Source organism: Xanthomonas vesicatoria ATCC 35937 (assembly GCF_001908725.1).
Taxonomy (GTDB): Bacteria; Pseudomonadota; Gammaproteobacteria; order Xanthomonadales; family Xanthomonadaceae; genus Xanthomonas; species Xanthomonas vesicatoria.
Genome location: NZ_CP018725.1, coordinates 50,948 through 72,107 on the forward strand (window position 1 = coordinate 50,948; position 21,160 = coordinate 72,107).

Consider the following 21,160-nt stretch of genomic DNA (forward strand, 5'->3'; position numbering starts at 1 on the left):
TTTCGTAGATCAACTGCGAGATGGGAAGGAGCTGCGTAGCCAACCCATCGCCTCATCAAGGTCTAGGTTCGAGCTGGCATAGGACACTTGAAGCAAGTGGGGCGAAAGCAGATTGTCCCACTTTTGGCTAGCCAAATTTTTCGCGCCTGCCAATAGCACTTCAATGGACGGGGTTGGTGTAGCGGCAATCGCTCTGAGCGCTGTCTGGATGTTCTCAAGGGCATTCGGACCCCGCGTGATCTCGACCCCCAGGCGGCTACCCTGCGCTTTGAAGTTCCTGGCATTGAGTAGGCAAGCGATTGCATCGTTGGCCGCATCGCCCAGCCAAGTGAGAAGCAGGATGTCGCTTCCCCTATCCAGAAAGAATTGATCATCCAAGCCGTGTTGGTGGTAGCTGGTCCGTCCTTCGTCGATGAAGCGCTGCGCACGCGCATCCACAAACGTTGGCGTCAGTGTTCCCTGATAGATCGCGCGCATCGTCTGACGCACCTTGGTGTGCACGCGTCCGCCGCCGCCGCTGAACAATGGTGGCGCGCCACTCTTGGTGGCAGACACATAGATCGTCTTCTGGGCCTCGTCGATTTGCTCGACAAGCCAAGTGCGTCCACCAAACAAGATACGCTGGCCGGTCGTGAGCATCTGGGAAATGGGCAGGGTGCCAAGCGGTTTGCCAGCAGCGACAATCCGGAATTCCTCGTCGACCGTGAACGCTGCATAGAACGAGTAGTGGTTGACGATCCGGTCGCCGACAGGCCCGTGTAGCAAAAGTCCGGATCCGTCTTGGATCAAGATGTCTTGTTGACCCAAATGGCGCAGCAGCTCGACAAACGCATCACGAGACACTTGATTGAAAGGAGCGCTAGGCGCGCATAGCAACTGAAACGCCTGGGGTGCGGTCAGGCCGCCATACTGTGCGATGACTGAAAGGAGCTGCTGGATGAAGGTGGAAAGATGCGCACCTTTGACCACAGGCGGCTCATACCATTTCTCGGTGAGCAGCATGACCACGGCCAAAGTTTGGAAGGTGTCGAGCCTCAGGCGTGTTCGAAGATCCGCCTGCGAGTCAATGGCATCTTCAATCACATAGCCGCGCAAGATCGCAGCTTCACCTTTGCGTCTTCCGGATCTGCCCATGCGTTGACGAAGACTGGCAACGGTAGGGGGCGTGCCAATCTGGGCAACGCTCTTGACCGCTCCGATATCGATGCCGAGTTCCAATGTGTTGGTGCAGACGGCAGTCGCTGGCTGATCCTTTTGTTTGAGCGCAGCCTCAGTGTCGTAGCGAATTTCTTTGGAAAGACTGCCATGGTGCGGCCAGAACTCGCGCGCCACGCCACCTTTTTCGCAAAGCTCATTGAGCAGGTGGGTATAGCGCTCGACCTCACGGCGGCTGTTGGGAAAGACCAGATTGTTGCTGCCGCGAAGGGTTTTGAACAAGTGCTCGGCCACAGCCAATGGTGCTAGTTCTTGCTTCTCCTTCTTGTCATCAGCTTCGCCCTTTTGAGGAACAGGTTCTTCAAAGCCTTTGATGATAAGGAGAAGTTCTGACGCATCGGAAGGGGCGTCTACAATCGCGGCGGTGCCCGCTGGACGCAGAAAGCGCGCCGCAGCCTGCATGTCACCGAGTGTTGCCGACAGCCCGATGCGAGGCACTTTGCGACCAACGACGGTATCGATCCTGTGTAGCAAGGATTGAAGTTGTTTGCCGCGCTCACTGCCGATGAAGGCATGCAGCTCGTCGATCACAAAGTAAGCCAGGTGCTTGAAGATGCCGGCAATCGAGGTGCCTCGGTTGCACAGCATTGCTTCTAGCGACTCTGGCGTGATTAGAACGACGCCATGTGGTTTCCTGAAGAAGCGCTGTTTGCTTGTGCTGCTGATGTCCCCATGCCACGGCCACACCGGAATTTCGAGGTCTTCGCACAGTCGCTCCAATCGACCGAATTGATCATTGATCAAGGCCTTCAAGGGGCTGATGTAAACGATCAAACCTGCTGGGGTTTGCTGTTCAAGATAGGTCAGCGCTGGAAGGAAGGCCGCTTCCGTCTTGCCCGAGGCGGTGCTAGCGGCAACGATCACATCTTGATCGGCAGGCAGGATCAGTGGGATGGCCATTTCCTGGACATCTCGCAGGGCTTCCCATTGCTCTGCCCACAAGTAGCGCTGGATGCCTGGCGAAAGAAGAGAGAACGCGCTTGACTGGCTCATCGATTAGAGTTTGAACGAAGCCAGTTCGTCATCCGCTTGGACCGTTAGATCTTCGTCGCCGCCATGGTCTTCCTTGACTTCTACCTCCCCGATCAAGGTTTGCCAAGCCGTGCCGGGATTTTGCTCCAAGACCGCCAAGAGATTGATGAACGCAGTAATCGTGGTGCGAGGCGTGCGGAAGAAGCTGTCACCAATCCGATTGGCGCAGTGCTCCATGAATTGCTGGATCGCTTCGTCAGGCAGCAAGTACTTATCTGTATCACCACCTGCGTAAACGTGGCGGATCTTGGTCAAAAGCACATAGAAGTCTTCCGCAGTGAGGCTCGAAAGGCGCACGACAGGTCCAGAGAAGTCGACCAGCCCTTCTTTGGAAAAGGTGTTTTGGGCCAAGCGGCTTTGGAGGGCTTGGTAGCTGTAAACGCCGCGACGGGGATCCATCAGGAATTCCGGCGTGCCACCCAGCACGAAGCCAAGACCGACCGCAGTGCCTTGGAAGGAGTCATTGAGCATGCGCAAGATCTGCTCGTAGTTCGAGTTGCGTGCCTGGGCGTTGGCAAGCTTGTAGAGATTAACGAGCTCGTCCAGGCAAACCAGAAGCCCGCTAAAGCCGGCCAGTCGCACGAAGCGTCCCATCAGTTTGAGCTGATCGTAGACCGAGGCATCATCAACAATCGAGCGGACACCAAGCGCAGCTTTCGCGTCGGTCTTGGTGGAGAACTCGCCGCGCAGCCAGCGAATGGCATCTGATTTGAGTTGCTCGTTACCTTCTTCAAAGCCCTTGCAGTAGGCCGCAATGACGTCAGCGAAGTCATAGCCGTTAACGAGTTCCGTCAGCTGTTCAAGCTTGGTGCGGATGACTTGCTCGGTGGGAACATCCTTTGCTTTGGCTTCGGTCTTGGCGGTCGCGATGAATTTCTCAACGACTCCTGGCAGCGCGCCACCGTCCGGCTTGGTGCGCGTGGCCAAGTTGCGCATCAGCTCTGCATAAAGCGAACGGGCTTGGCCACCGGAGGCATGCAAACGCCGATCGGGATTGAGGTCAGCGCTTGCCACGACGAGCTTGCGCTCCATGGCAATGGCGCGCACCAGGTTGAGGAAAAAGGTCTTGCCTGCACCGTATTCGCCAACGACCAGTCGGAACGAGGAGCCGCCATCGGCCAAGCGATCAATGTCGCTGACCAGCGTTTCGACTTCGCGAATGCGCCCGACCTGGATCAGGTGCTGACCAGCACGAGGCACGACACCTGCACGCAATGACTGGATGACCGCATCGCGATCCTTGGCACGAATAGGGTTGCTCATTGTTCTATTTTCTCGATGAACTCAGGGTTGATCTCCACCGGATCGTCCCCGTCAGTGAATGGGATGTCGTAAGCATCAAACGATGCATCATTGATGTGTTCAAGTGCGCCATCGAGCATTAGCTCCAGATCCGAAGCGCCATCTTCGAGTTCGGAGCGCGTCCAACTGGGTCGGGAGAGCATGAGGCGCAGCAGTGCGCTGTGCGCTTCATCCAAGCCCAGCAGGCCCGGGGTAGCAGCAGCGTCTTGATGGGGTGGCGGTAGTGCCTGGGGCTCGATGATCGGTTCGGCCACATCCTCTGTAAAGATGCCCGCCAAGAGGGCAGAAACCTTTGCGGTATCGTGTTGGAGTTCGGCAATACGTTTGGGGTCCAGGCGAAACTGCTTGGCTGGCTCTGCCTTGATGGCGCTTCTTCCAGAGCTCACGGCATGGACGTCACTAAAGACACGCTTGGTCTCTACACCGAGCGTCTTGTAAACCTTCTCCAAGAAGCGCATTTCGTCTGGCGAGACCGTGCCGTCACTTTGCGCAAGGCTTGCCATTGAGGCCGCGATTGTTTCCTTGGTGGTTTGATCCAATGGATCAAGCTTTTTCTTGAGCGAGGCCAGGGTGATGGGTGCTTGGCTCAGCCACACAAGATGCGCACGAAGGCGCTTGTGGTCGGCGGGACTGAGGTGACTCCATGCATCAATCTCTCGGCCAAGATGGTCAATTTCGTGTGCACTGAAATCGCCATCAGCCTGTGCAACGGTAGAAGCAAGTTGCAAGGTCAACAGGGCGATTTGATACGCACTGCTTTGGGCTTGATGGGTTTGGCCGGGCAACAACGCGAAGAGGACGACAGGATCAGTGTCGCCAGGCGCCCGCGCGCCTTCGAGCACATTGGGCTCCATGCCGATGTGAGTGGCTTCGAGCGTCCTGGCGAGATCTCGGATCTTTTCTCGGTTGAGCGATGCCCCGCCATTGCCAAAGCGATCGGCAAGCTGGCTCAGGGGCAGGGTAATCGCACGACCTTGAACCTCGTCCGACAGCAATTGGAGCGCTGCTTTGCTCGGGGCAGGCCAGATGCTGGTTGGCAGGTGTAGCAGGCCTTCCAGCGTGGTTCGAGCCTGGGGGTTCTTAATCAGAAGACGACTGAACGGGCCGAGCTCATCCGTGCATTGCTGGACGATTTCGTTGAGCTTCTTGATGGGCGCGGTGAGCGCGGTGACATCGGGTGTCTCGCCAAAGGTCTTGGGCTTTAAGCTGGTGCCATACAAAGCAGGAGAAAAGGTCTGTCTTGAGAATTTAAGCTTGGTGCGGTTCTTGGGCAGGACCAACCCTGCATCAAAAAGCTCCCGGTAGCGCTCAACGAAGAGCTGATCGAATTCCTCTGCGCAGCGCGTTGTGGCAGTTCTGAGGGGGATTTCGGGGCTCAGGCGTGCCCATGCGAGGGCGAGGCGTGCTGGAATCGGGGCGCGATCTAGTGAGCATTGCCCCAAAGCTAGACGTAAGTAGAACGGAAGCTCATGGGTGCGCTGAAAGCTAGGAAGCGGCTTGGTGTAAAGCTTCTCCTCAATGTCATCGAGTTCCATCCAGTCGAGCAAGCTGTTGATCTGGAATCGGATAACGCTGTAGATCTTGCCGTAGGCGGCTTCTAGCTGCCGTAGTGCTGCTTTGATGGCCGGCCAACCCTGCTTTGACTCTGGCTCATCGATTCCATCGATCACGACCCGGCGTTCAATGCCATACAAGAACAACATCACGTATCGGTAGTTGCATTCGGGATCGGATCGATCAGAAGCGAGCCAATTGATGTAGGCGCGACGTTCGGTTGCAGATAGGTCTGCGTAGTTTTCCTGGTAGCCGATCGGCTCCCGGTAGTTGCCAGTTGGTGCAACGGCGAGAACGCCATTGACCAAGCTGGGTTCATTCCCACCCCTCGGTGTGGCGAGCTTGACCCCCGAGTAGAACAGTCCGCCCGAGATCTTTACCCCGCGAATTTCGATGATCTCGCCCGGCTGCACCCAACGCGTCTTCTCCCAGCCCGCAGGAGGCTTGGGCACCAAAAATTCCTTTGCAGGTGCACTGCCGGCGATGCTGGTGCGATGAAGTTCGTCCAAGGCGTTAGCCGGTTCTGTGCGGGAGGCTGCAGGTAATGGTGGCGGGGTTGATGGCACACGTGCCTCGCGCTGCGGAGCAGGAATAGGCGGCAATGCAGGTGGCAGTGCTGGGATCGTCTCAACTCTTTCAGCAGTTGGCGTTGGCGCGATCACGTGTTGATTTTCAAGTGTGGGGTCGGAAGCTGTTTGGGCGGGTGGAGGCATCGCAGCTCTAGCACCGACCGCACGCATAGCGTCGAGAAGATTGCTGTTCAGTTGCTGCGGCGATGACGGGGCTTCCGTAGGTGCCGAGGCGATGGTTTGCGCGTCTGGTGTCTTGGTTGTTCCTAGATCGCTTGGACTAAGCGAAGCAGTTGAGCGTGGGCGGCTCGGGGTGGGCACGATGATGCGCGGAGCGTCTGACGCGGCATCAATGGCAGAGTTCGCTTGCCGACTGATTGATGGTTGCTCAGCCACAGCGCGCATTGCTTCAAGCAAATTGCCGTTGGGCTGCTGAGGGACGGGGCGATCTTGAGGATTTCTGGTGGCGCTCGGTTCCAGTGCGGCACGTGTGCCTGACAGAATGATCGGAGACATTTCCGCCTGCCCGGGAGGGGCAGGAGTCGGTGGTGCTACTGGTGTCGTCGGGCCGTGCTCGGCAATGTGCGCCATCGCGGTCCGCAAGTTCCCAGGGCGGTCCTTTGCAGCAAGAGCTGGGTTCTGTGGAGGCGCCACCTGAGAAGGGGGGACTGATTGGCGCAAGGCTGCAGTCGGTTCCGCAACGGGCTCGCTGGCAACCCGGTTGCTCTGCGAGGGCAATGGAGCGATCGGTGGTTGAGCAGCCTCTAGCATGGAAGACAGGATCTTCCGATTGGCGCCGGGGGGATCAGCGGTTATAGAACCGCGAGGTTTGCTTTGAACTCTCTTTGTTTCCGTTAGTTCCGCTAGGGTCGGCTCACGCACGACCGGGGCGGGCGGCTTCTTCTGAGCCTGCCACTTCACGAAGAGGTAGAGCCCGAAAGCGACCACAACAGTAATGCCTAGAGCAATCCACACCTGTCTCGGCACCATCGCGATGATCGCCAAGGCGATCACGATCACGGTGAGGCCTGAGCCTTGTTTCTTTCTGCGTCTAGCCACGTGGCCCCCTGCCTACGGCGCATTTCCCAGGCCATTGTAGTGCCCGCAGACACGAGAAAAGCACCCGAGGAGTTAGCTTGGCATATCATCTTGGCGCCTAGGGCAACGGAGACCCGCACCATGTTTAGCCCAATGAGAAGCGCTGCCTGACCGCTATGAGCAAGTCTGGCAAGTGGTAGCAATTTCAAGGATATTAGGCGTGCCGGGACGCGCCTGCTTGTCCATGCGTGACCCGGCTCATCTCCAGACCGCAGGGATGCTGTAATGACCTCCAATTCGAAACCGCAAGCTCACATCTTCTCTTGTTTTTCGCCGGAAAAGGAAAACCCTATCGCGCTCGTGGTGGTGCCAACAAATCCAGCCGATGCGGAGGTTCTTGATCCGACGAAAGCCAGCGAAAAGCAAATTAAGAGTAGGTTTTCTCTGGTGCAGAACGACTTGGAGGAGGCTCAGAAAGCCCTTGAAAACATACCACCTATGGCAACATCGTTTCACAAGAGCCTGGTTGCTTACTTTGATATCGCATCGGGCGCAAAGGTAATTGAGTTCTACTGGTTTGACGCTTCAAAGAAGCGTCACCTTCTTACCTACCAAGTTTGGATGCGAGAGAATTTCGTCGAGTTCCAGCAAACACAAAGTCTCATCTCAGCCACTGGCGTGGCTCAGAATCTTGGCGCTGAGATAGTCAGCGAGAAGTCACGCCTCGACGCTTCGGTTTCCGTTTCACGGAAGTCTTCACTATCGGGCCTTGATGGGAAAAAGCGCTGAGGGGAATTTTCGCGATGGTCTTTGGCACGCCGCTGATGGGTTGAGTCTGCCAAAGTGAAAATCGGGGGTCGGAAATCCGATGCGCATGTTCTTGCCAGTGCGCGATGCAAATCTCAGTTGCTTCGTTTGCATCGACTTGTGCTTGCTGAGGTGGCACACGACTGAGAGCTGCTAAATAGGCTTGGTTCCAAAATTCTTCGATGGTCATAGTAAGACGTAGAGTGGAGGTGGTGGCCTAGAACTAACCGCGATTTTCATTCTGTCAATGCCTAGGTTTGCATTTTTCAACGCTGATAGCACTTATATTTAGTGTCAGCTCCACTCGCATCGAATTTGATTAACGAAGAATGATATTGGATCGTCAAGTTCAGCAAATTGATCCTTCCCCGGATCGGGGAAGTGAAGTGACCCTGTTTAGCGCTCATGCAAGCGCTCAAAATCTCGTTGTATTAGGTGATCCAGGCTCTGGAAAAAGTTCGCTATTCAAGGCTTCTTCCGCCAAAGAAGACGGATGCTACTTTACTGTTAGAGACTTCCTCAATACACCCTCTGACGAAGTCCCGCGTGATCAGATTCTTTGGATTGACGCGCTCGATGAGACGCGCTCGGGACGATCCGATCAATCCACCGTCGACCAGCTGACGCTCAAACTTGCAATGATTCGGCCCAAAGGCATGCGCCTGTCCTGTCGTGTGGCGGACTGGCTAGATCAGACTGACCTGGTGGCATTGCGGCCTTACTTCAACAAGTCAGGCGCGCCCACTGTAGTTCGGCTTCTTGCTCTAACAAAAAGCGAGCAGATGAACGTGCTTGCAAGCAGCTGCTGTGACGATGCTGAGCGCTTTGTTGAAGAAGCCGTTCGGCGACAACTCGACCCCTTGCTCGAAAACCCTCATACCCTGCTGCTGCTCGCCAAGGTGGTCCAGCGAGGAAATTGGCCGTTAAGCCAGACGGAACTCTTTGATCGTGCAGTGTTGCTTTTGCTTGATGAGCAAAACCCTCTTCATGCTGAGAAAGACTTGGGGCCAGGTCGGTTCACGGCCAAGGAGCTTCTCAGTGCAGCAGGAGCCTTGTGTGCGTTACGCTTGCTATCGAATTGCCAAGGTTTCTCACTTGCTGCGAGCTCCGATGACGAAAGCATCGCTTGCTACAGGGAGATCGATTTAGCGCCCAAGCCCGAGCTTTACGCGGCATTGAGTCGGCGGGCCTTCGTCTCAATCGGTCGAGGAGGAGTGGACTACACCCATCGTACGATTGCTGAGTTCCTCGCAGCACGCTACCTCATTAGGCAGCTTTCATCCGGGTTCTCGCTGGGTCGCTTGCTTGCATTGCTTGGGATTGAGGAACGGCCACCTACCGCACTTCGTGGCTTGTTTGCTTGGCTGGTCACCCTCGTAGCTGACCCGACGCCTTTGATCGATTATGACCCGGTTGGTGTGCTGCTCTATGGAGATCTATCTAACTGGTCGTCAGCCAATCGGCTGAGACTAGTCGACGCGCTGGCTAGCCACAGCAAGCAAGACCCTTGGTTCTTGTCTCGCCGCCATTTGCCAGATACCGCCAAAGCGTTAGCTGATCCTGTTCTAGCAAAGCAATACCAGTGCTTGTTTACGTCATCGGAAAGCAGCTTGTCTTTGCGCCTATTTGTGCTGTCGCTGCAAAAAGGCGACCGGATATTGCCAGGCTTCACGGTAATCCTCAAAGCACTCGTGGGGGATGTGAAGGCGCATTACGCATTGCGAGTTGTAGCAATGGAAGTGCTTCATGAAGGCGACGATGCTTCGCGACACGCTTTGCTTACCGCCTATTCTCAATTAGGTAGTTCTGAAGATGACCTACGGCTACGTAGTGCTTGTCTTCATGCTCATCTTGGAGATGGACTCGACGCTGATGATTTCATCGCGTTTTGGGATGATCTTGAGTCTTGTGAAGAGCAACTTCCAATCGGAATTACGATTGGGTTGTTGGATCACGTTGATCCTCCAATGGCAAATGAGATTTTGCAGATAATTCAAATTCGTGCAGTTCCTAATTCATCAATCTTCGCAAGCCGACGTGGGCCGCGTGAAGCATCGCGGCTTTATGAACGGCTTCTCGCCATCGCGTTGCCAGTTAGCAAAAATCCACAGCAATCCTATGGCTGGCTCAAGTGCTATCTACGCCGCGCTCAACACCACAGTCAAGACGGATCGCTAGCCAAAGCGTTCAAGGAATCTCCCGATTTGGGACGGAAAACGCTTCGCGCAGCACTGGTGCACGCTGATTTTTCCAAGAGTGATGAAAACTCCTGGTTGCGGTTCATTCATCTGATCAGGCCATGGGTGAATGTAGGGGACATGCTCGAAGAAATGCTTCAAGCGATACATGCCGCCCATGGTGAGCGCAGATCCCTGATCTACCGAGCAGCGTTGAGTGAGTCCGTTCGCCTTGGTGTGGTTGCAACTGTGCATAGCACTAATTTGTCCGCCTTGGCAGAGCTGGATCCTTTATTGGGTGAGGTCCAAAGAGCGTGGCGAGCGCAACTGAACCAGATGCCTGATTTCGTTTCGCAATACGCTCAAGAAGAGGCAAGACAAACCAAAGCCTGGCGAGTGAGCATTCAGGCGAATTTTGAGCAGAATGCTGCGGCGGTCAGTAGTGCTTCGGACTTAGGCTTACTTGAAGAGGCTACCGAGATCTATTTTTGGCACGATCGTCCACAGAGCGCAGCAGCACCCTCATCTCCTCGATTGCGATTGGAGTGGGCGCTAGGAGAGCAGGGCTCGGCCTGTGTTCTCAGAGGATTTGAGGCTCTCTTGACAAGGGTTGCACCGCCAGAGCTTTCTCAATTACTTGCCGATTACTGTGAGAAACGGTCAACGCCTTGGACTGCATTGCTAGCTGCACTTGACGTCTATCGCGATAAGGACGGTGAGATTAAGGAGCTTCCGGATACTCTGCTAGGATCTGCACTGATGATTGAAGCGATTTTCCCTGTGTATGTGCATACAAAATCCTCAGTAGATCAGTGGCGTCACGTATGGGTTGATGAAGTAATTGAGGCCAAGCCGGTCTTGGCGGCTGATACCTACCTAGCCTTTTTGGCCAACGAGCTAGCTCAGCATAGTCTCCATCCTCACTGCTTGATGGCGCTTGGTCATCCGACGCTTGTAGGCAATCATCGAGGGCGGGGCTTGGTCCAGCTTTTGCACAGTTATCCGCTGCCAAAAGCGGATGTTCTCACGCAAATATTGCTATGGATACAGGAAGATGGCGTGTGGCATGCAATCAAGTCGCTTGCTTTGGAAACCGTAAACTCACTTCAAGCCAAGCCGTCACTGAGTTCGAATGAGCTTCAATGTTTGGGAATTTGGCTTTGGTTTGGCTTCACCAATGACCCTATTGTCTATCAGCCTATTTTAAGTAGTTTGTCATCCGAGCAACTTGACGTAGCGATTTGGGAGATCCTGGAAGAAGGCGTGGACGCAGGTTTCGGATCGCATAAGGTCTGGTCGTATTCCCTGAATCAGCTTGAGTTTGTAGTGATCTGGGCGTCTTCACGGTATCCACAGAAAGCTCAGCCGGTTGGTGGCTCAATGGGAATGCGCAATCCCTGGGATGCATCGATGCATATCCAGTCCATGATCGCGCAGATCGCTTCGCTGACGAGCCATGAAGCACGTATGGTCATGGCTAGGTTGGTGCAGCGCTCTGAGGTGGAGAGCTACCGCGACTCGGTCTTGCACCATAAAGCCAATCAGCTGACCGCAAGCGTGGATGCTTCGCATGTCGCACCAAGTTGGGAGGTCGCACAGGAAGCGTTGGCCAATCGAGCGCCACACTCGCATCAGGATATGGTTGCCGTGGTTCTTGATCACTTAGGCGATGTGCAGAGACACATCAGTCATGGTAACGAAGACCCTTATAAGTTCTTTTGGAACACCGATAGCGCTAATCGTCTTGATCGGCCAAAAACGGAAGATCAGGCCAGAGACGCGTTGCTCGGCATGCTCCGTTATCGACTATATCCTCATGAGCTTCGCGCAGAGCCCGAAGGGCACATGAGTGCCGATAAGCGAGCCGACATCGTGATCTTGGGTCGCAATATTAAGGCGGTCATTGAGATCAAACGTGATTTCCACGCAGAGGTCTGGACTGCGGCGATCGGGCAGCTTGATCGGTTATACACTCCTGATCCCGAGGCTGGTGGTTTAGGTATCTACTTGGTGTTTTGGTATGGGGAGAAGCGCGGACCTAAGATCCCAAGTCCGCCTAATGGAAAGGGCCGGCCGCAGTCTGCTGCTGAGATGCAGCGCATGCTGCAAGGAGTGCTGCCAAGTTCTGTCGCAAAAAGGATCAACGTCGTGGTGATAGACGTGTCTGGTCCTGGCGTGGAATGAGTAGAATGATAAAGGCGCTACCAAGTGCCGAACTCCAACCGTCAGTAGTCCTGCACATACAAAGCTATGTGCAAGTTTAAACAGTGCGGTATTGCATGTGCCCGCTCACAGCTTTGTCAGTGCCTGGCGGCGAGCAAGGCATTAGCACCTCCATTGTCAGTTCCTTGGCGTCGGTTAGGGATTGGCCGAAACTTTTTACATCACTAGTCAAGCCTTAAGCTAGGCGTATTCTAGTAAGTCAACACAATCTGTCGGTTGGTTGATATTAGCAAGAGCTAATGAAAGATTCGCCCTTGCTACTAGTTCAAGCGGGCTTAATCCCTGAACGTAATGACCGTGGGTAATCCTATCCATTCCTGCCCCTGCGAGTTTTGCCACAGTCCGAAGACTTGCAGTAAGTGCGACACTATCTAGTCTCCCTCCATGTAAGATCAGATTGCGCTGACGATAAAGGCGGTGAAATGAGTCAGCGTGAGCCACCCCTGATAACTCGGACACCTGAAAGCGAGGACAATCCTCGCAGGGAGGTGTTCGATGCAGAAGCGGCAGCGGTTTACAGCGGAGTTCAAGCGGGAAGCAGTGCGGTTGCTCAAGGCGGGAGATCGGCCAGCGGCCATGATCGCGCGGGAGTTAGCCATCCCGCGCAACCGGCTCTACAAGTGGGCCACGGATCTCGATGCGAAGGGCGCTGGCGCCTTTGGCGGCAGTGGCCGGCCCAAGGCCAACCCGGATGAACTGGCCAAGCTGCAGCGCGAGAACGAGCGGCTGCGCCAAGAGAACGAGATCCTAAAAAAAGCGGCGGCGTACTTTGCGCGGGAGCTACCGTGAAGTACGCCTGGATCCGAGATCAGCGGGGTTACCGGGTGCGTTGGCTCTGCCATGCGTTGGGCGTGTCGCCCAGCGGCTATTACGCGTGGTGCGCTCGCCGTCCGGGGCCACGTGCACAGGAGAATGCCCGGCTATTGCAGCGGATCGAGCAGTTGCACGCACAAACCCGCCAGGCGTATGGCAGCGAGCGCCTGTGGCGCGCGTTGCGTCAGCAAGGTGAGACATGCGGCCGGCATCGGGTGCGGCGCCTGCGGCAGGCACATGCGATCCGCACCAAACGGCGACAACGCTATCTGCGCACGCGCAGCACATACCAGCGTGCGGCGGTAGCGCCTAACCGGCTGGCATGGCCGTTCGTCAGTCCGGGGCCAGATCGGGTGTGGGTGGCGGACATCACCTTCATCCCGACCCGGATGGGCTGGTTGTACCTGGCGGCAGTTCTAGACATGCACAGCCGGCAGATCGCGGGCTGGGCGATGGGCCAGCGGGCCGATCAGGCGTTGGCCAGCGCTGCGCTGGCCATGGCGCTGCACCGCCGACGGCCAGCGCAGGGCGCAATCCACCATAGTGACCAGGGCACGCAATACACCAGCGGTGCATATCAGCGGCAGTTGCAAGAAGCTGGGCTGGTCGCAAGCATGAGCCGCAAGGGCATGCCTTACGACAATGCGGTGATGGAGAGCTTCTTCAGTTCGCTCAAACAGGAACTGACGCACCACGAGCGCTTCGCCAGTCTCGACGAAGCGCGCGGGAAAGTGTTCGAGTACATCGAAGTGTTCTACAACCGGCAGCGGTTGCACAGTGCGCTGGGCTATCGCTCGCCGGCCGAGTTCGAGAAGATGGCTGTTGTTCCCTAATTAACCTGTCCGAGAAATCGGGGGTGGCTCAGCGATAGAATCTTTGACAATTCCAAGCTCCCGATGTGGGTTTATAAGCAAATTCTTTAATCGTTTTACTGCCGCTTGATCACTTAGTCCGGCCATTAGTGGAAGTGAATCGTCTATAATCATTTGGGCTAATTGGCGTGAGCGTTCTCGATTGTTTTGTATTTGAATTAGTTGGGCGCAGTCAATCGGGTGATCTTTAATCGCGCGGTGTGCGAGTGCTGTCAATTCAGCACGGGGAAGCGAGCATGCCACTAGAGTGGCCAAATTGTCGGCTGCGCTTGCTCGATCACTGGGATCCGCAAGTAATCCTTCGATGGCGGCCCACCCACCCGCAATCGCTGCGGGCGCTGAACCACCCTCTAAATGTGCCAGTAGTTCTAAAGCTGCATCAACGCTTTGATTGGCGTCATTGGAAAAAATACGATCTCCACGGAAAAGCTCTTTGACACTTACCCCGCGAAAGGCCTCCTTCTTGAGAGATGGCTGCCTAGCACCTTTAACCCATAGTGTGGGGACAACACTTAGCGGCTTACCTGTGGAGAGCAAGGCGCGAGCAGCATGCCTTTCATGTTCGTCCCAGGCCGCTTTTGCAGCGCCAAGGTAATCCCTCGCGTGAACGGTGAGTAAAGTTGCGACCTGCGCACGAACACCAGAAGTAGCAAAACCATTCGCAGTTAGCCATTGAGGTATAGCTGTCGCTTGCAACCATTCGGCTGGCACACCATTTGGAAACTCAGGTGCTTTACTGAATGCTACGAGCACCTCGAACTCACGACTTGGTTGTTGGACTAGTTCGGCCTGTAGAGCTTCGCAAAGTTCAGCCAGACTAATAGCAGGGGTAGAATTTAGATGGCTTTTCACCAAGTCGTGGAGATGCTGCTCGGAAAATCCTGCATCTAGCAGGTGTGCAGCAACGCTCCTAGCAAACAATTCCATAGGATAGGTGCCGGTTGCGACTATACGAGCCCAGCGATCCAGGTAATCAGAGGACACCCTTTTGGCAAGCTGCTTCAATCCGTGATGGGCTGCCCCATCGGCTCTGGGGATTTGGGTGATCTGCTGCTGTAAAAATTGTTTTTCTTCTATACGGAAGGCCAGATCGGTGCCCACCCGTTTTATAAGCGTTGAACTCATTCGTTTGATTGAACCTTCGCTTAGATGTCCCTGGCGAAGCATTGCGCAACCTTCGTGGAGTTCCTCCATTGCTAAGATGGTTCCCACCCCCCACAGGGATCGATGCCACGGCACATGAGAAGCGAAGAAATCCAAAAGGCGGACTGCCGCCATGTTGTCGTTGGGGTTGACAGAGCTAAGCATTCGGCCTAAGATCCTAGTTCGGCACAGTTTTATGCCAATCATCTAAGCGGGGCGCGACCCGGGCGGAAAATGCACTCTAAGTGCTTTAACCAAGCGGCTCAAGCCCCCAGTTCTCTAAAAGCCCTGCAAAGCAGGGCTTTTTATTTGTTCGAGTAGCAGACTCTACTGCAGTGAGTTCCTAGGCTGTGGAGGGCATTAGCTGTCCAGTCCAACCATCATGTTGATGAGTTACGGATACATCCTCGCCCCCTTCCTCAACCGCTCCTTGAACTGCCCACGCACATAGCTGGGCAGCGTCACAGCCGGCTGATAGTGGCCTAATGCTTCCACTTGGATCTTCCGGGTGTTCCCGGCCGATTTGTGGACATAGTTGTCTTGCAGAACGGGAGCCTTCTTGTTGAGCGCGTGACCTGTGATCAGCGCAATGTGCTCAACCCGCACGCCCTTGGCGTCGAGCTCGGTAGCCAGGGTATGGCGGAAGGCATGCGACCCGATGCCTTTGCCAAAGCCTAAGCCCTTCAAGTAAGCCGCAAACTGGTTGACGAAGCCCTGGCTGTAGCGCCCATTCGGCTCACCGGTCTTGCGGCAGGTGCCAGCCGACAAGTTGGGGAAGAGGCGCGGGTGGCCAGACGCTTTAATGTCCGCCAGGAAGTCGAGGAAGCCCGCCTGGATGAGGCTTGGGTGGATCGGCACCTTGCGAATAGCACTCTTACCTTTCAGGCTTTGACGGCTGCGCTTGCCAGCGCTTTGCGCCAGGTCCTCGTCCACGGTCTTCTGGATCGAGAAGCACCATACGCCTTGATCTTGGACGATGTCGTTGGTTTTGAGCTGGGCGATCTCATTGATCCGAGCGCCGGTAAAGAGAGCAATGAGCGGGCACCACCAACGGTGCGGATACTTCTTGGCCCAAGGTAGAAAGGTCTCGGGGTTGAAGATCTTCTGGATTTCCTCGGTTGAGAGCAGCCGCTCGGGCTCGTCCTGATCAGCCAGGAGGTCTTCTCTGGCGGGCTTGAACGCATCCATTGGGGAATGCGGGATGGCACGCGCTTTGACCAGGGTATTGAAGAAGGACGCGAGGAAGCGCCGATGCAGTTCGAGTGTTGCGTTGGCCGGCTGTGGCCGTCCTTGACGTTGACCCTTGGCGATCAAGGCATCGACGCTCAACCCCTGATGCTTGGGGTTGGTCATGAAGTCTTCGGGCGCCCATCGCAGCAGATCCCACATTTGGTAGATGTGCGTGTGGTCGATCCGAGCAACGGAGGTGTTGCCGCTCACGCGTTGAAGGATGGCAAGCGTGCGGCGATACGCATCGATCGTGGTGGTGCGAAGGTTCTGCCGCTCCTTGTCTTTGAGGAAGTCGTCGACCTCTTCAGAAAGGAGCCGCGCCGGAGTGGCAAGGGGTAGGGGTTCTGGATAGCGAGTTCCGGATCGCCGAAGCCGGCGGAGCTTTTCATGATGGTCGTAAGTCGCTTGGACCAGGTCCTGAAGGTGAAGCGCGCCGGCTCGGTCTTGAACGACCATGTCGTTGAATTCGACTTTGCCGATGCGAATGCTTCGAATGAATAACTGACCTTTGGGATGCTGCAAATATCGATGAAGTTGAGAGTGTTTAAAGTGCATCTACAATCCAATGTTGAGGAAGTAGACGTTTGATAAGGGGAGGGGATTTTCTGTCAATGATAAAATAGGACAGAAATTTCGTGCCGATGATTGCCTAAGGTGATCTCACTAATTGCCATTCAAACAGCTACATTTTCAGTTCGGCTTTCATAAAATATTTTATTAACAAGCTATATGGGGCAATGATTGCAGTGGTATAAATGGGTTTGAAACCATCAATGCGCTTGTAGTGTTTAAAAGTAACAATTAGCCGAAAAGTGAGAGAGATCTCACATAAATAAAATGAACGCCAGATAAATGAGTTGCGGGTTGCCTAATCTAATCACTCTTAAGAAGACAGTTAGGCAATCCGAGTTTCGTCCTTCTAGACCGATATCGATCGGTTTTTGGGAGTCGCACAATTTGAGACACAACTCGGCTGAGATCAGCCCTGGGGCAGGGGCTGACACGCAGACCTCAGGAGCCCCTAAACTCACTGACGGGGATAACGCATGGACAATTGGTTGGCACAAGCGGTGATCGGCGGCGTAGTGGCTTCGACAGTCATCTATTTGGCACGTTGGGCTTACGGCAAAGCGATCTTCTGGAATGATCGGATAAGCCTAGCCATCAATCGAGCTGAGCTGCGGAAGATTGAGCACCTTGGCCAAGACAAGTTCCACATCGTGCAGTTCCTACTAATACAAGTGCTTTGCTGCTTTGGGATCTTGGGCATTGCCATCATGCTTGCCCCACTGGCCTTTATGACCGATGGAGCGAAGTGGATCGTGCCAGGCCTAGGGTTGCTTGGCTTGTCGATCTACGGGTGTGTGATTTATCCGCTTGGCATGATCGCTCGCCTGAGGAAGGGTGAGGTTTACATCACGCGCCAGCGGGCGCTGATCGACCGAACAGAGCGTCGCTTGGAGCTCACTTCTCAGAAGGCCTAGTCTTCATTTTGAGAATGCCGCGATCTGGATATCGTCTGCTGACTAAGGAGGTTAGACATGAAAATCTTCATCAGTTCGCTTATCACGGGAATGGAAGCCGAGCGAGCGGCAGCTAAGCACGCCATCGAGCTTCTCGGTCATCAAGCCATCATGGCGGAGCACTTCGGAGCGCGGGCAAGCTCCCCTCAGGTCGCATGCCTCAGTGGTGTGCGCGAGGCGGACCTTGTCATCCTCATTCTTGGGCCTCGCTACGGCGCCAAGCAGGCAGGAGGCGTCTCGGCAACCCACGAAGAGGTTCATGAAGCCCGGAACCGTAAGCCGCTCCTGATGTTCGTGCAGTCGGGCATGGAAGCGGAACCGGATCAAGCCGATTTGATTAGAGAAATCGGCAATTGGCAAGGTGGTAAGCTCTGGGACGGCTTTGTCTCAGCCGATGAACTAGGACAAAAGGCAACTCGTGCCATCCATCAATTCCAGCTGATGCAGGCCGTGGCGCCCCTCGATCCCACAGGATTGCGCGATCGTGCACTGGCGCTCTTCCCACGGATCGAGCGCGGCTATCAGCAAAGTGGCACGGTCTTGCAGCTTGCTGTTGCAGTTGGACCGAACACAACGGTGCTTCGCCCCGCCGAGATGGAAGCTCAGCCCCTTCTGGATGCCATGCAACAGCATGCACTCTTTGGAGTCCCAGCCGTTTTTGATCGGAGCCTGGGGATGAAGGCGGGCTTGAACGGTGAGGCGCTCGTGTTGGTCCAAGAAGCGCAGCGTAGTGACGGCGCGTCGATCGGACTTTGGCCCAACGGAGATCTCCTGATCAGTTTGCCTGTTCCGCCACCAGAGCGCGGCATGGGGCTACCGGTCGTCTTGGAAGAAAGCGTCGCTGAGAAGCTCGAAGCGGCGATCGCCTATGCCGCCTGGCTCCTGGGTCAGATTGACCCCACCGAACGGCTTAGCCATGTCGTTCCTGCGGTGCGATTGCTGGGAGAGCATGGCGGCGCTTGGAGGACCCGCGCAGAGCACGAAGCGAGTCCCAACAGCATGCAAGCGCCTTGGCGACAGGGAGAGCATCAAGAACCGGTGCTTCTCACGCCAGCCCACCAAGTCAGGCAATCGCTATCCATGGATGCGCAGCGCATGGTCGAAGACTTGGTTGTGCTCCTGCGTCGTCGTTGGAATAGCTGATCCCATCAGTTCAAAGTCGAGGTGCACGATGACTTTTCCCGCAGAGGCATTTGCAGAGCGGATCCCGCAGGATCTTTCACCTGGGAGCATTTTCTTGTTTCGGGAAGCTTGGGCTCTGCTCGTCGATAACCAAGCGGATCCTAGTGGTCCCACCCCATGTTTCGTGATGCTGCAAGGAGATCGTGTCGGGACGGTCTTCAAGGTGGTCCAAGGTATGCCGCCTTGCCTGACGCTGGCCGAGCCATTTGCTTGGTTCGCGGCTGTGCCCCAGGGAGCTGTGCCGGGACACCAAACCTTGGAAACGGCCTCGTTGTCGGTGACGCCCTCAGGTGTTGTGCTAGTCGGTGGTATCCCGGACCGGTGGGGCGATGCCGATAAGTTTGCGTTCGGCATGAAGGGGCAGTTCATTGGCGAGGCACATCAGGGAGCAGTGAGGCGATTTGCTAAATGGAGCGCCGAGCTTCGTCATCCTGCCCAGCCTCTCGTGAGCTTGGGGTGGATTTTTGAGGTCGATCGAAGTTCGGCCTGATTCCATAACAGGCAAAGTAGAATCCTTGGAAATAGGCCTTTTAAGCTATTGAGCCCTGCGAAATCTTGAGTCAGAACTGATGAACTCTGACTCAGGATACACACATGGCCATCTATCACACCCGAATCAAAACTTACAGCCGAGCCAAGGGGCATTCTGCAATCGCAGCTGCCGCCTATCGCGGCGGCTACCTGCTCACCGATCCCATCTCAGGTGCTCGTCACGACTATCGGGGTAGGGCAGGCATCATCCAGTCGCGTTGCCTGGCACCAGCTGGTTCACCGGCATGGGCAGATGACCCGCAAGCACTTTGGGTCGCTGCAGAAACCGCAGAGCGACGCTGCAACAGCACCGTGTGCCGAGATTTCGCCATCGCGCTGCCGCACGAACTCGATGACCCCAAGCGCTGGGAGTTGGTGCTCGATATCGCGCGTCGCCTGATCGACCGTTTTGGTTTTGCGGTGCAGGCCAGCCACCATCGCCCCACCAAAGATGATCCTCGCTACTTCTATTGCCATCTGCTTGCCACGACGCGAAAGATGGAAGCCTCGGGGCTGGCGACAAAGACGCGTGTGCTAGACGGGCGCATCAATGGCAAGGAAGAAGTCGAGTGGATCCGCGCCGTGATCGCTGACCGGATCAATGCGCACCTTGCCCAGGCTGGCATCGGCAAAGCGGTTGAGCATCCGCCCTTGACGGAACGCTTGGAAGCGATGCGAGGCAACGGGACCTTTGTGCAAGGGCAAGCAAGCTTCGAGAGGCTTCTGTCCCGTTACCGCCAAGAGGGGCGACTGTTGAGCGTGCCGGATGGCCACAGGGCGGAACAGGTCCAGCGCGAGCGGCATGGGCCGGACATGGAGACTCGTGCTCTTGAAGACGCTCCGGCAAACGGTCTGACCGGGGGGGTGTCCGCTGGCGAGGTTAATTCAAGTAAGGGCGACGGAGCTCAGTTAGCAGCCCAGGGAGATCCACACGACCATCCAGGTAGTCGTTGAGCGCATTGGCCATGTGCTGGTCAACGCCGAAGCCAGCCGCATTTTGTTGGGTGATCCAAGTTTCGACGTGGGCTTGGCGGAGTTGATGTTCTTGGTGGTCCAGAGGTAAGGCTTGCTGGCTGACGGAAGGAGGCATGGCGAAGAATCCAAGTGGCTGATGCACTTGATTCGTAGCACAAAGCGGCTCTTCGTCAAGCAGCCCCTGGCCGCTCGCAAAACGAGCGGTCAGAGCTTCTCGCCCTCATTGATCGCCTGATTCAAGATCTCATACCACTGGTTCATCTCGCGCTCGCTGCCGAACTTGATCGTCCAAACTGGATGGTCCACATCTCGAACGCTGACTGTGATCGTGCCTTCCCGCCTTGAGTTGTGCCAGTGCTTCTCCCAAGAGCGAACATCTATCAACGGGTAGATCTTCACTGCCCTGCCGGCACGAATCTTCAACCGCGACCGCTCAATCGAGATCGCCAAAGCTCCTTGTCGCCCAAAATAGGAGCGATCAAACTCCCGACCAAAAATCTCCCGCTGGTTGCGCAATCGGTCAGCCCGATTGACGGCAAAGGCGACCAGCACCGCTGTGCCCAGGACAAGCAAGATGAGAAACGTGCCAACGGTCATGTGAACTCCTCAGAACAGAATGGGACCATCGTTAATTGCAAACGGATGGCTATTGGACGCGACCGGTGATCTTCCAAGTGCCGCCCACCTTGGTGAAGGTGTAGACCCCGTCCATTTGATGGCCGAAGTCCCGCTCCATGGCTTCAACCTTGGCGCTGACATCGCACGTGTAGCTCGGCGCACCTTCCGCCTTTTGGCACTGGTTACTCTCGAAGTCTTCGATGCGCGCCTCTTCATTGCTGTTCGCTTTGACGAACTGCAAAAAAGCGTGCTCACGCTCAGTCTCAGCGGGGCCGCCGCCAGAGCAGCTGGCCAAACAGACCGACATCAGGCCAACCAGGGCCAAGCAAAGCTTTGACATGTGTATCTCCAAGAGG

15 protein-coding genes are annotated in these 21,160 nt (G+C 55.7%); 8 read left to right on the plus strand and 7 right to left on the minus strand.

All coding sequences use genetic code 11. The features are described 5' to 3' along the window. Nucleotides 1–9: 9 nt before the first annotated feature. Genes BJD12_RS00245 through BJD12_RS00255 form a run of 3 tightly spaced genes read right to left on the minus strand, consistent with a single transcriptional unit; the run spans nt 10 to nt 6,692 of the window. Entirely contained in the window at nt 10–2,208 is a 2,199-nt protein-coding gene (locus tag BJD12_RS00245; RefSeq protein WP_005988922.1) for a DEAD/DEAH box helicase, read from the minus strand. A 3-nt stretch (nt 2,209–2,211) separates the two neighbouring features. Beyond that, a complete protein-coding gene (locus BJD12_RS00250) occupies nt 2,212–3,510 on the minus strand; it encodes an ATP-binding protein (RefSeq protein ID WP_005988924.1) in 1,299 nt (432 codons plus the stop codon). Beyond that, the gene (locus tag BJD12_RS00255) at nt 3,507–6,692 is read right to left on the minus strand and encodes a tellurite resistance TerB family protein (protein ID WP_005988926.1); all 3,186 of its coding nucleotides are present in this window, start codon (nt 6,690–6,692) and stop codon (nt 3,507–3,509) included. Before BJD12_RS00255 ends, BJD12_RS00250 begins: the two co-directional genes overlap by 4 nt. Nucleotides 6,693–6,995: 303 nt before the next feature. On the opposite strand from BJD12_RS00255, the gene BJD12_RS00260 reads away from it, so the two are divergent. From BJD12_RS00260 to BJD12_RS00280, 4 genes are all read left to right on the plus strand, one after another. Beyond that, nucleotides 6,996–7,499 (plus strand): hypothetical protein, encoded by a 504-nt coding sequence (locus BJD12_RS00260; RefSeq protein WP_005988930.1) that lies wholly within the window; start codon nt 6,996–6,998, stop codon nt 7,497–7,499. A 353-nt stretch (nt 7,500–7,852) separates the two neighbouring features. Beyond that, complete coding sequence (locus BJD12_RS23980) at nt 7,853–11,878, plus strand: NACHT domain-containing protein (protein WP_126936628.1); 4,026 nt, start codon at nt 7,853–7,855, stop codon at nt 11,876–11,878. 534 nt (nt 11,879–12,412) lie between these two features. Then, nucleotides 12,413–12,706, plus strand: coding sequence for a transposase (locus BJD12_RS00275; RefSeq protein ID WP_039421683.1), 294 nt, complete (start codon nt 12,413–12,415; stop codon nt 12,704–12,706). Then, entirely contained in the window at nt 12,703–13,563 is an 861-nt protein-coding gene (locus BJD12_RS00280; RefSeq protein ID WP_005992929.1) for an IS3 family transposase, read from the plus strand. Before BJD12_RS00275 ends, BJD12_RS00280 begins: the two co-directional genes overlap by 4 nt. On the opposite strand, the gene BJD12_RS00285 is transcribed toward BJD12_RS00280, so the two are convergent. Continuing rightward, on the minus strand, nt 13,564–14,910 hold the full coding sequence (locus BJD12_RS00285; protein WP_005996439.1) for a hypothetical protein: 1,347 nt from the start codon (nt 14,908–14,910) through the stop codon (nt 13,564–13,566). A gap of 228 nt (nt 14,911–15,138) precedes the next feature. Then, nucleotides 15,139–16,389, minus strand: a complete 1,251-nt coding sequence (locus tag BJD12_RS00290) for a site-specific integrase (protein ID WP_324250518.1) — start codon at nt 16,387–16,389, stop codon at nt 15,139–15,141. Between the two features lie 632 nt (nt 16,390–17,021). Between BJD12_RS00290 and BJD12_RS00295 the strand changes: the two genes are divergently transcribed. The 4 genes from BJD12_RS00295 to BJD12_RS00310 all read left to right on the plus strand — a co-directional run bounded on the left by BJD12_RS00295 (nt 17,022) and on the right by BJD12_RS00310 (nt 20,165). Continuing rightward, on the plus strand, nt 17,022–17,459 hold the full coding sequence (locus BJD12_RS00295) for a hypothetical protein (RefSeq protein ID WP_005996437.1): 438 nt from the start codon (nt 17,022–17,024) through the stop codon (nt 17,457–17,459). A 57-nt stretch (nt 17,460–17,516) separates the two neighbouring features. Beyond that, entirely contained in the window at nt 17,517–18,641 is a 1,125-nt protein-coding gene (locus tag BJD12_RS00300) for a DUF4062 domain-containing protein (RefSeq protein ID WP_005996434.1), read from the plus strand. A gap of 28 nt (nt 18,642–18,669) precedes the next feature. After that, on the plus strand, nt 18,670–19,170 hold the full coding sequence (locus BJD12_RS00305; RefSeq protein WP_005996432.1) for a hypothetical protein: 501 nt from the start codon (nt 18,670–18,672) through the stop codon (nt 19,168–19,170). Nucleotides 19,171–19,274: 104 nt separating this feature from the next. After that, nucleotides 19,275–20,165: a MobA/MobL family protein gene (locus BJD12_RS00310; RefSeq protein ID WP_005996430.1), complete on the plus strand. Its 891-nt coding sequence runs from the start codon at nt 19,275–19,277 to the stop codon at nt 20,163–20,165. A 225-nt stretch (nt 20,166–20,390) separates the two neighbouring features. Here the strand turns inward: BJD12_RS00310 and BJD12_RS00320 are convergent, their stop codons facing one another. Both BJD12_RS00320 and BJD12_RS00325 read right to left on the minus strand, forming a co-directional pair. Then, the gene (locus BJD12_RS00320) at nt 20,391–20,783 is read right to left on the minus strand and encodes a hypothetical protein (RefSeq protein ID WP_005996428.1); all 393 of its coding nucleotides are present in this window, start codon (nt 20,781–20,783) and stop codon (nt 20,391–20,393) included. Nucleotides 20,784–20,832: 49 nt separating this feature from the next. After that, complete coding sequence (locus tag BJD12_RS00325) at nt 20,833–21,144, minus strand: hypothetical protein (protein ID WP_005996425.1); 312 nt, start codon at nt 21,142–21,144, stop codon at nt 20,833–20,835. Nucleotides 21,145–21,160 lie beyond the last annotated feature (16 nt).

What these genes read in the sequence shown, in the direction of transcription:
- BJD12_RS00325 (WP_005996425.1), bottom strand. Translation starts at nt 21,144, where the DNA reads ATGTCAAAGCTTTGCTTGGCCCTGGTTGGCCTGATGTCGGTCTGTTTG.
- BJD12_RS00250 (WP_005988924.1), bottom strand. Translation starts at nt 3,510, where the DNA reads ATGAGCAACCCTATTCGTGCCAAGGATCGCGATGCGGTCATCCAGTCA.
- BJD12_RS00260 (WP_005988930.1), top strand. Translation starts at nt 6,996, where the DNA reads ATGACCTCCAATTCGAAACCGCAAGCTCACATCTTCTCTTGTTTTTCG.
- BJD12_RS00310 (WP_005996430.1), top strand. Translation starts at nt 19,275, where the DNA reads ATGGCCATCTATCACACCCGAATCAAAACTTACAGCCGAGCCAAGGGG.
- BJD12_RS00285 (WP_005996439.1), bottom strand. Translation starts at nt 14,910, where the DNA reads ATGCTTAGCTCTGTCAACCCCAACGACAACATGGCGGCAGTCCGCCTT.
- BJD12_RS00320 (WP_005996428.1), bottom strand. Translation starts at nt 20,783, where the DNA reads ATGACCGTTGGCACGTTTCTCATCTTGCTTGTCCTGGGCACAGCGGTG.
- BJD12_RS00295 (WP_005996437.1), top strand. Translation starts at nt 17,022, where the DNA reads ATGGACAATTGGTTGGCACAAGCGGTGATCGGCGGCGTAGTGGCTTCG.
- BJD12_RS00275 (WP_039421683.1), top strand. Translation starts at nt 12,413, where the DNA reads ATGCAGAAGCGGCAGCGGTTTACAGCGGAGTTCAAGCGGGAAGCAGTG.
- BJD12_RS00305 (WP_005996432.1), top strand. Translation starts at nt 18,670, where the DNA reads ATGACTTTTCCCGCAGAGGCATTTGCAGAGCGGATCCCGCAGGATCTT.
- BJD12_RS00245 (WP_005988922.1), bottom strand. Translation starts at nt 2,208, where the DNA reads ATGAGCCAGTCAAGCGCGTTCTCTCTTCTTTCGCCAGGCATCCAGCGC.
- BJD12_RS00300 (WP_005996434.1), top strand. Translation starts at nt 17,517, where the DNA reads ATGAAAATCTTCATCAGTTCGCTTATCACGGGAATGGAAGCCGAGCGA.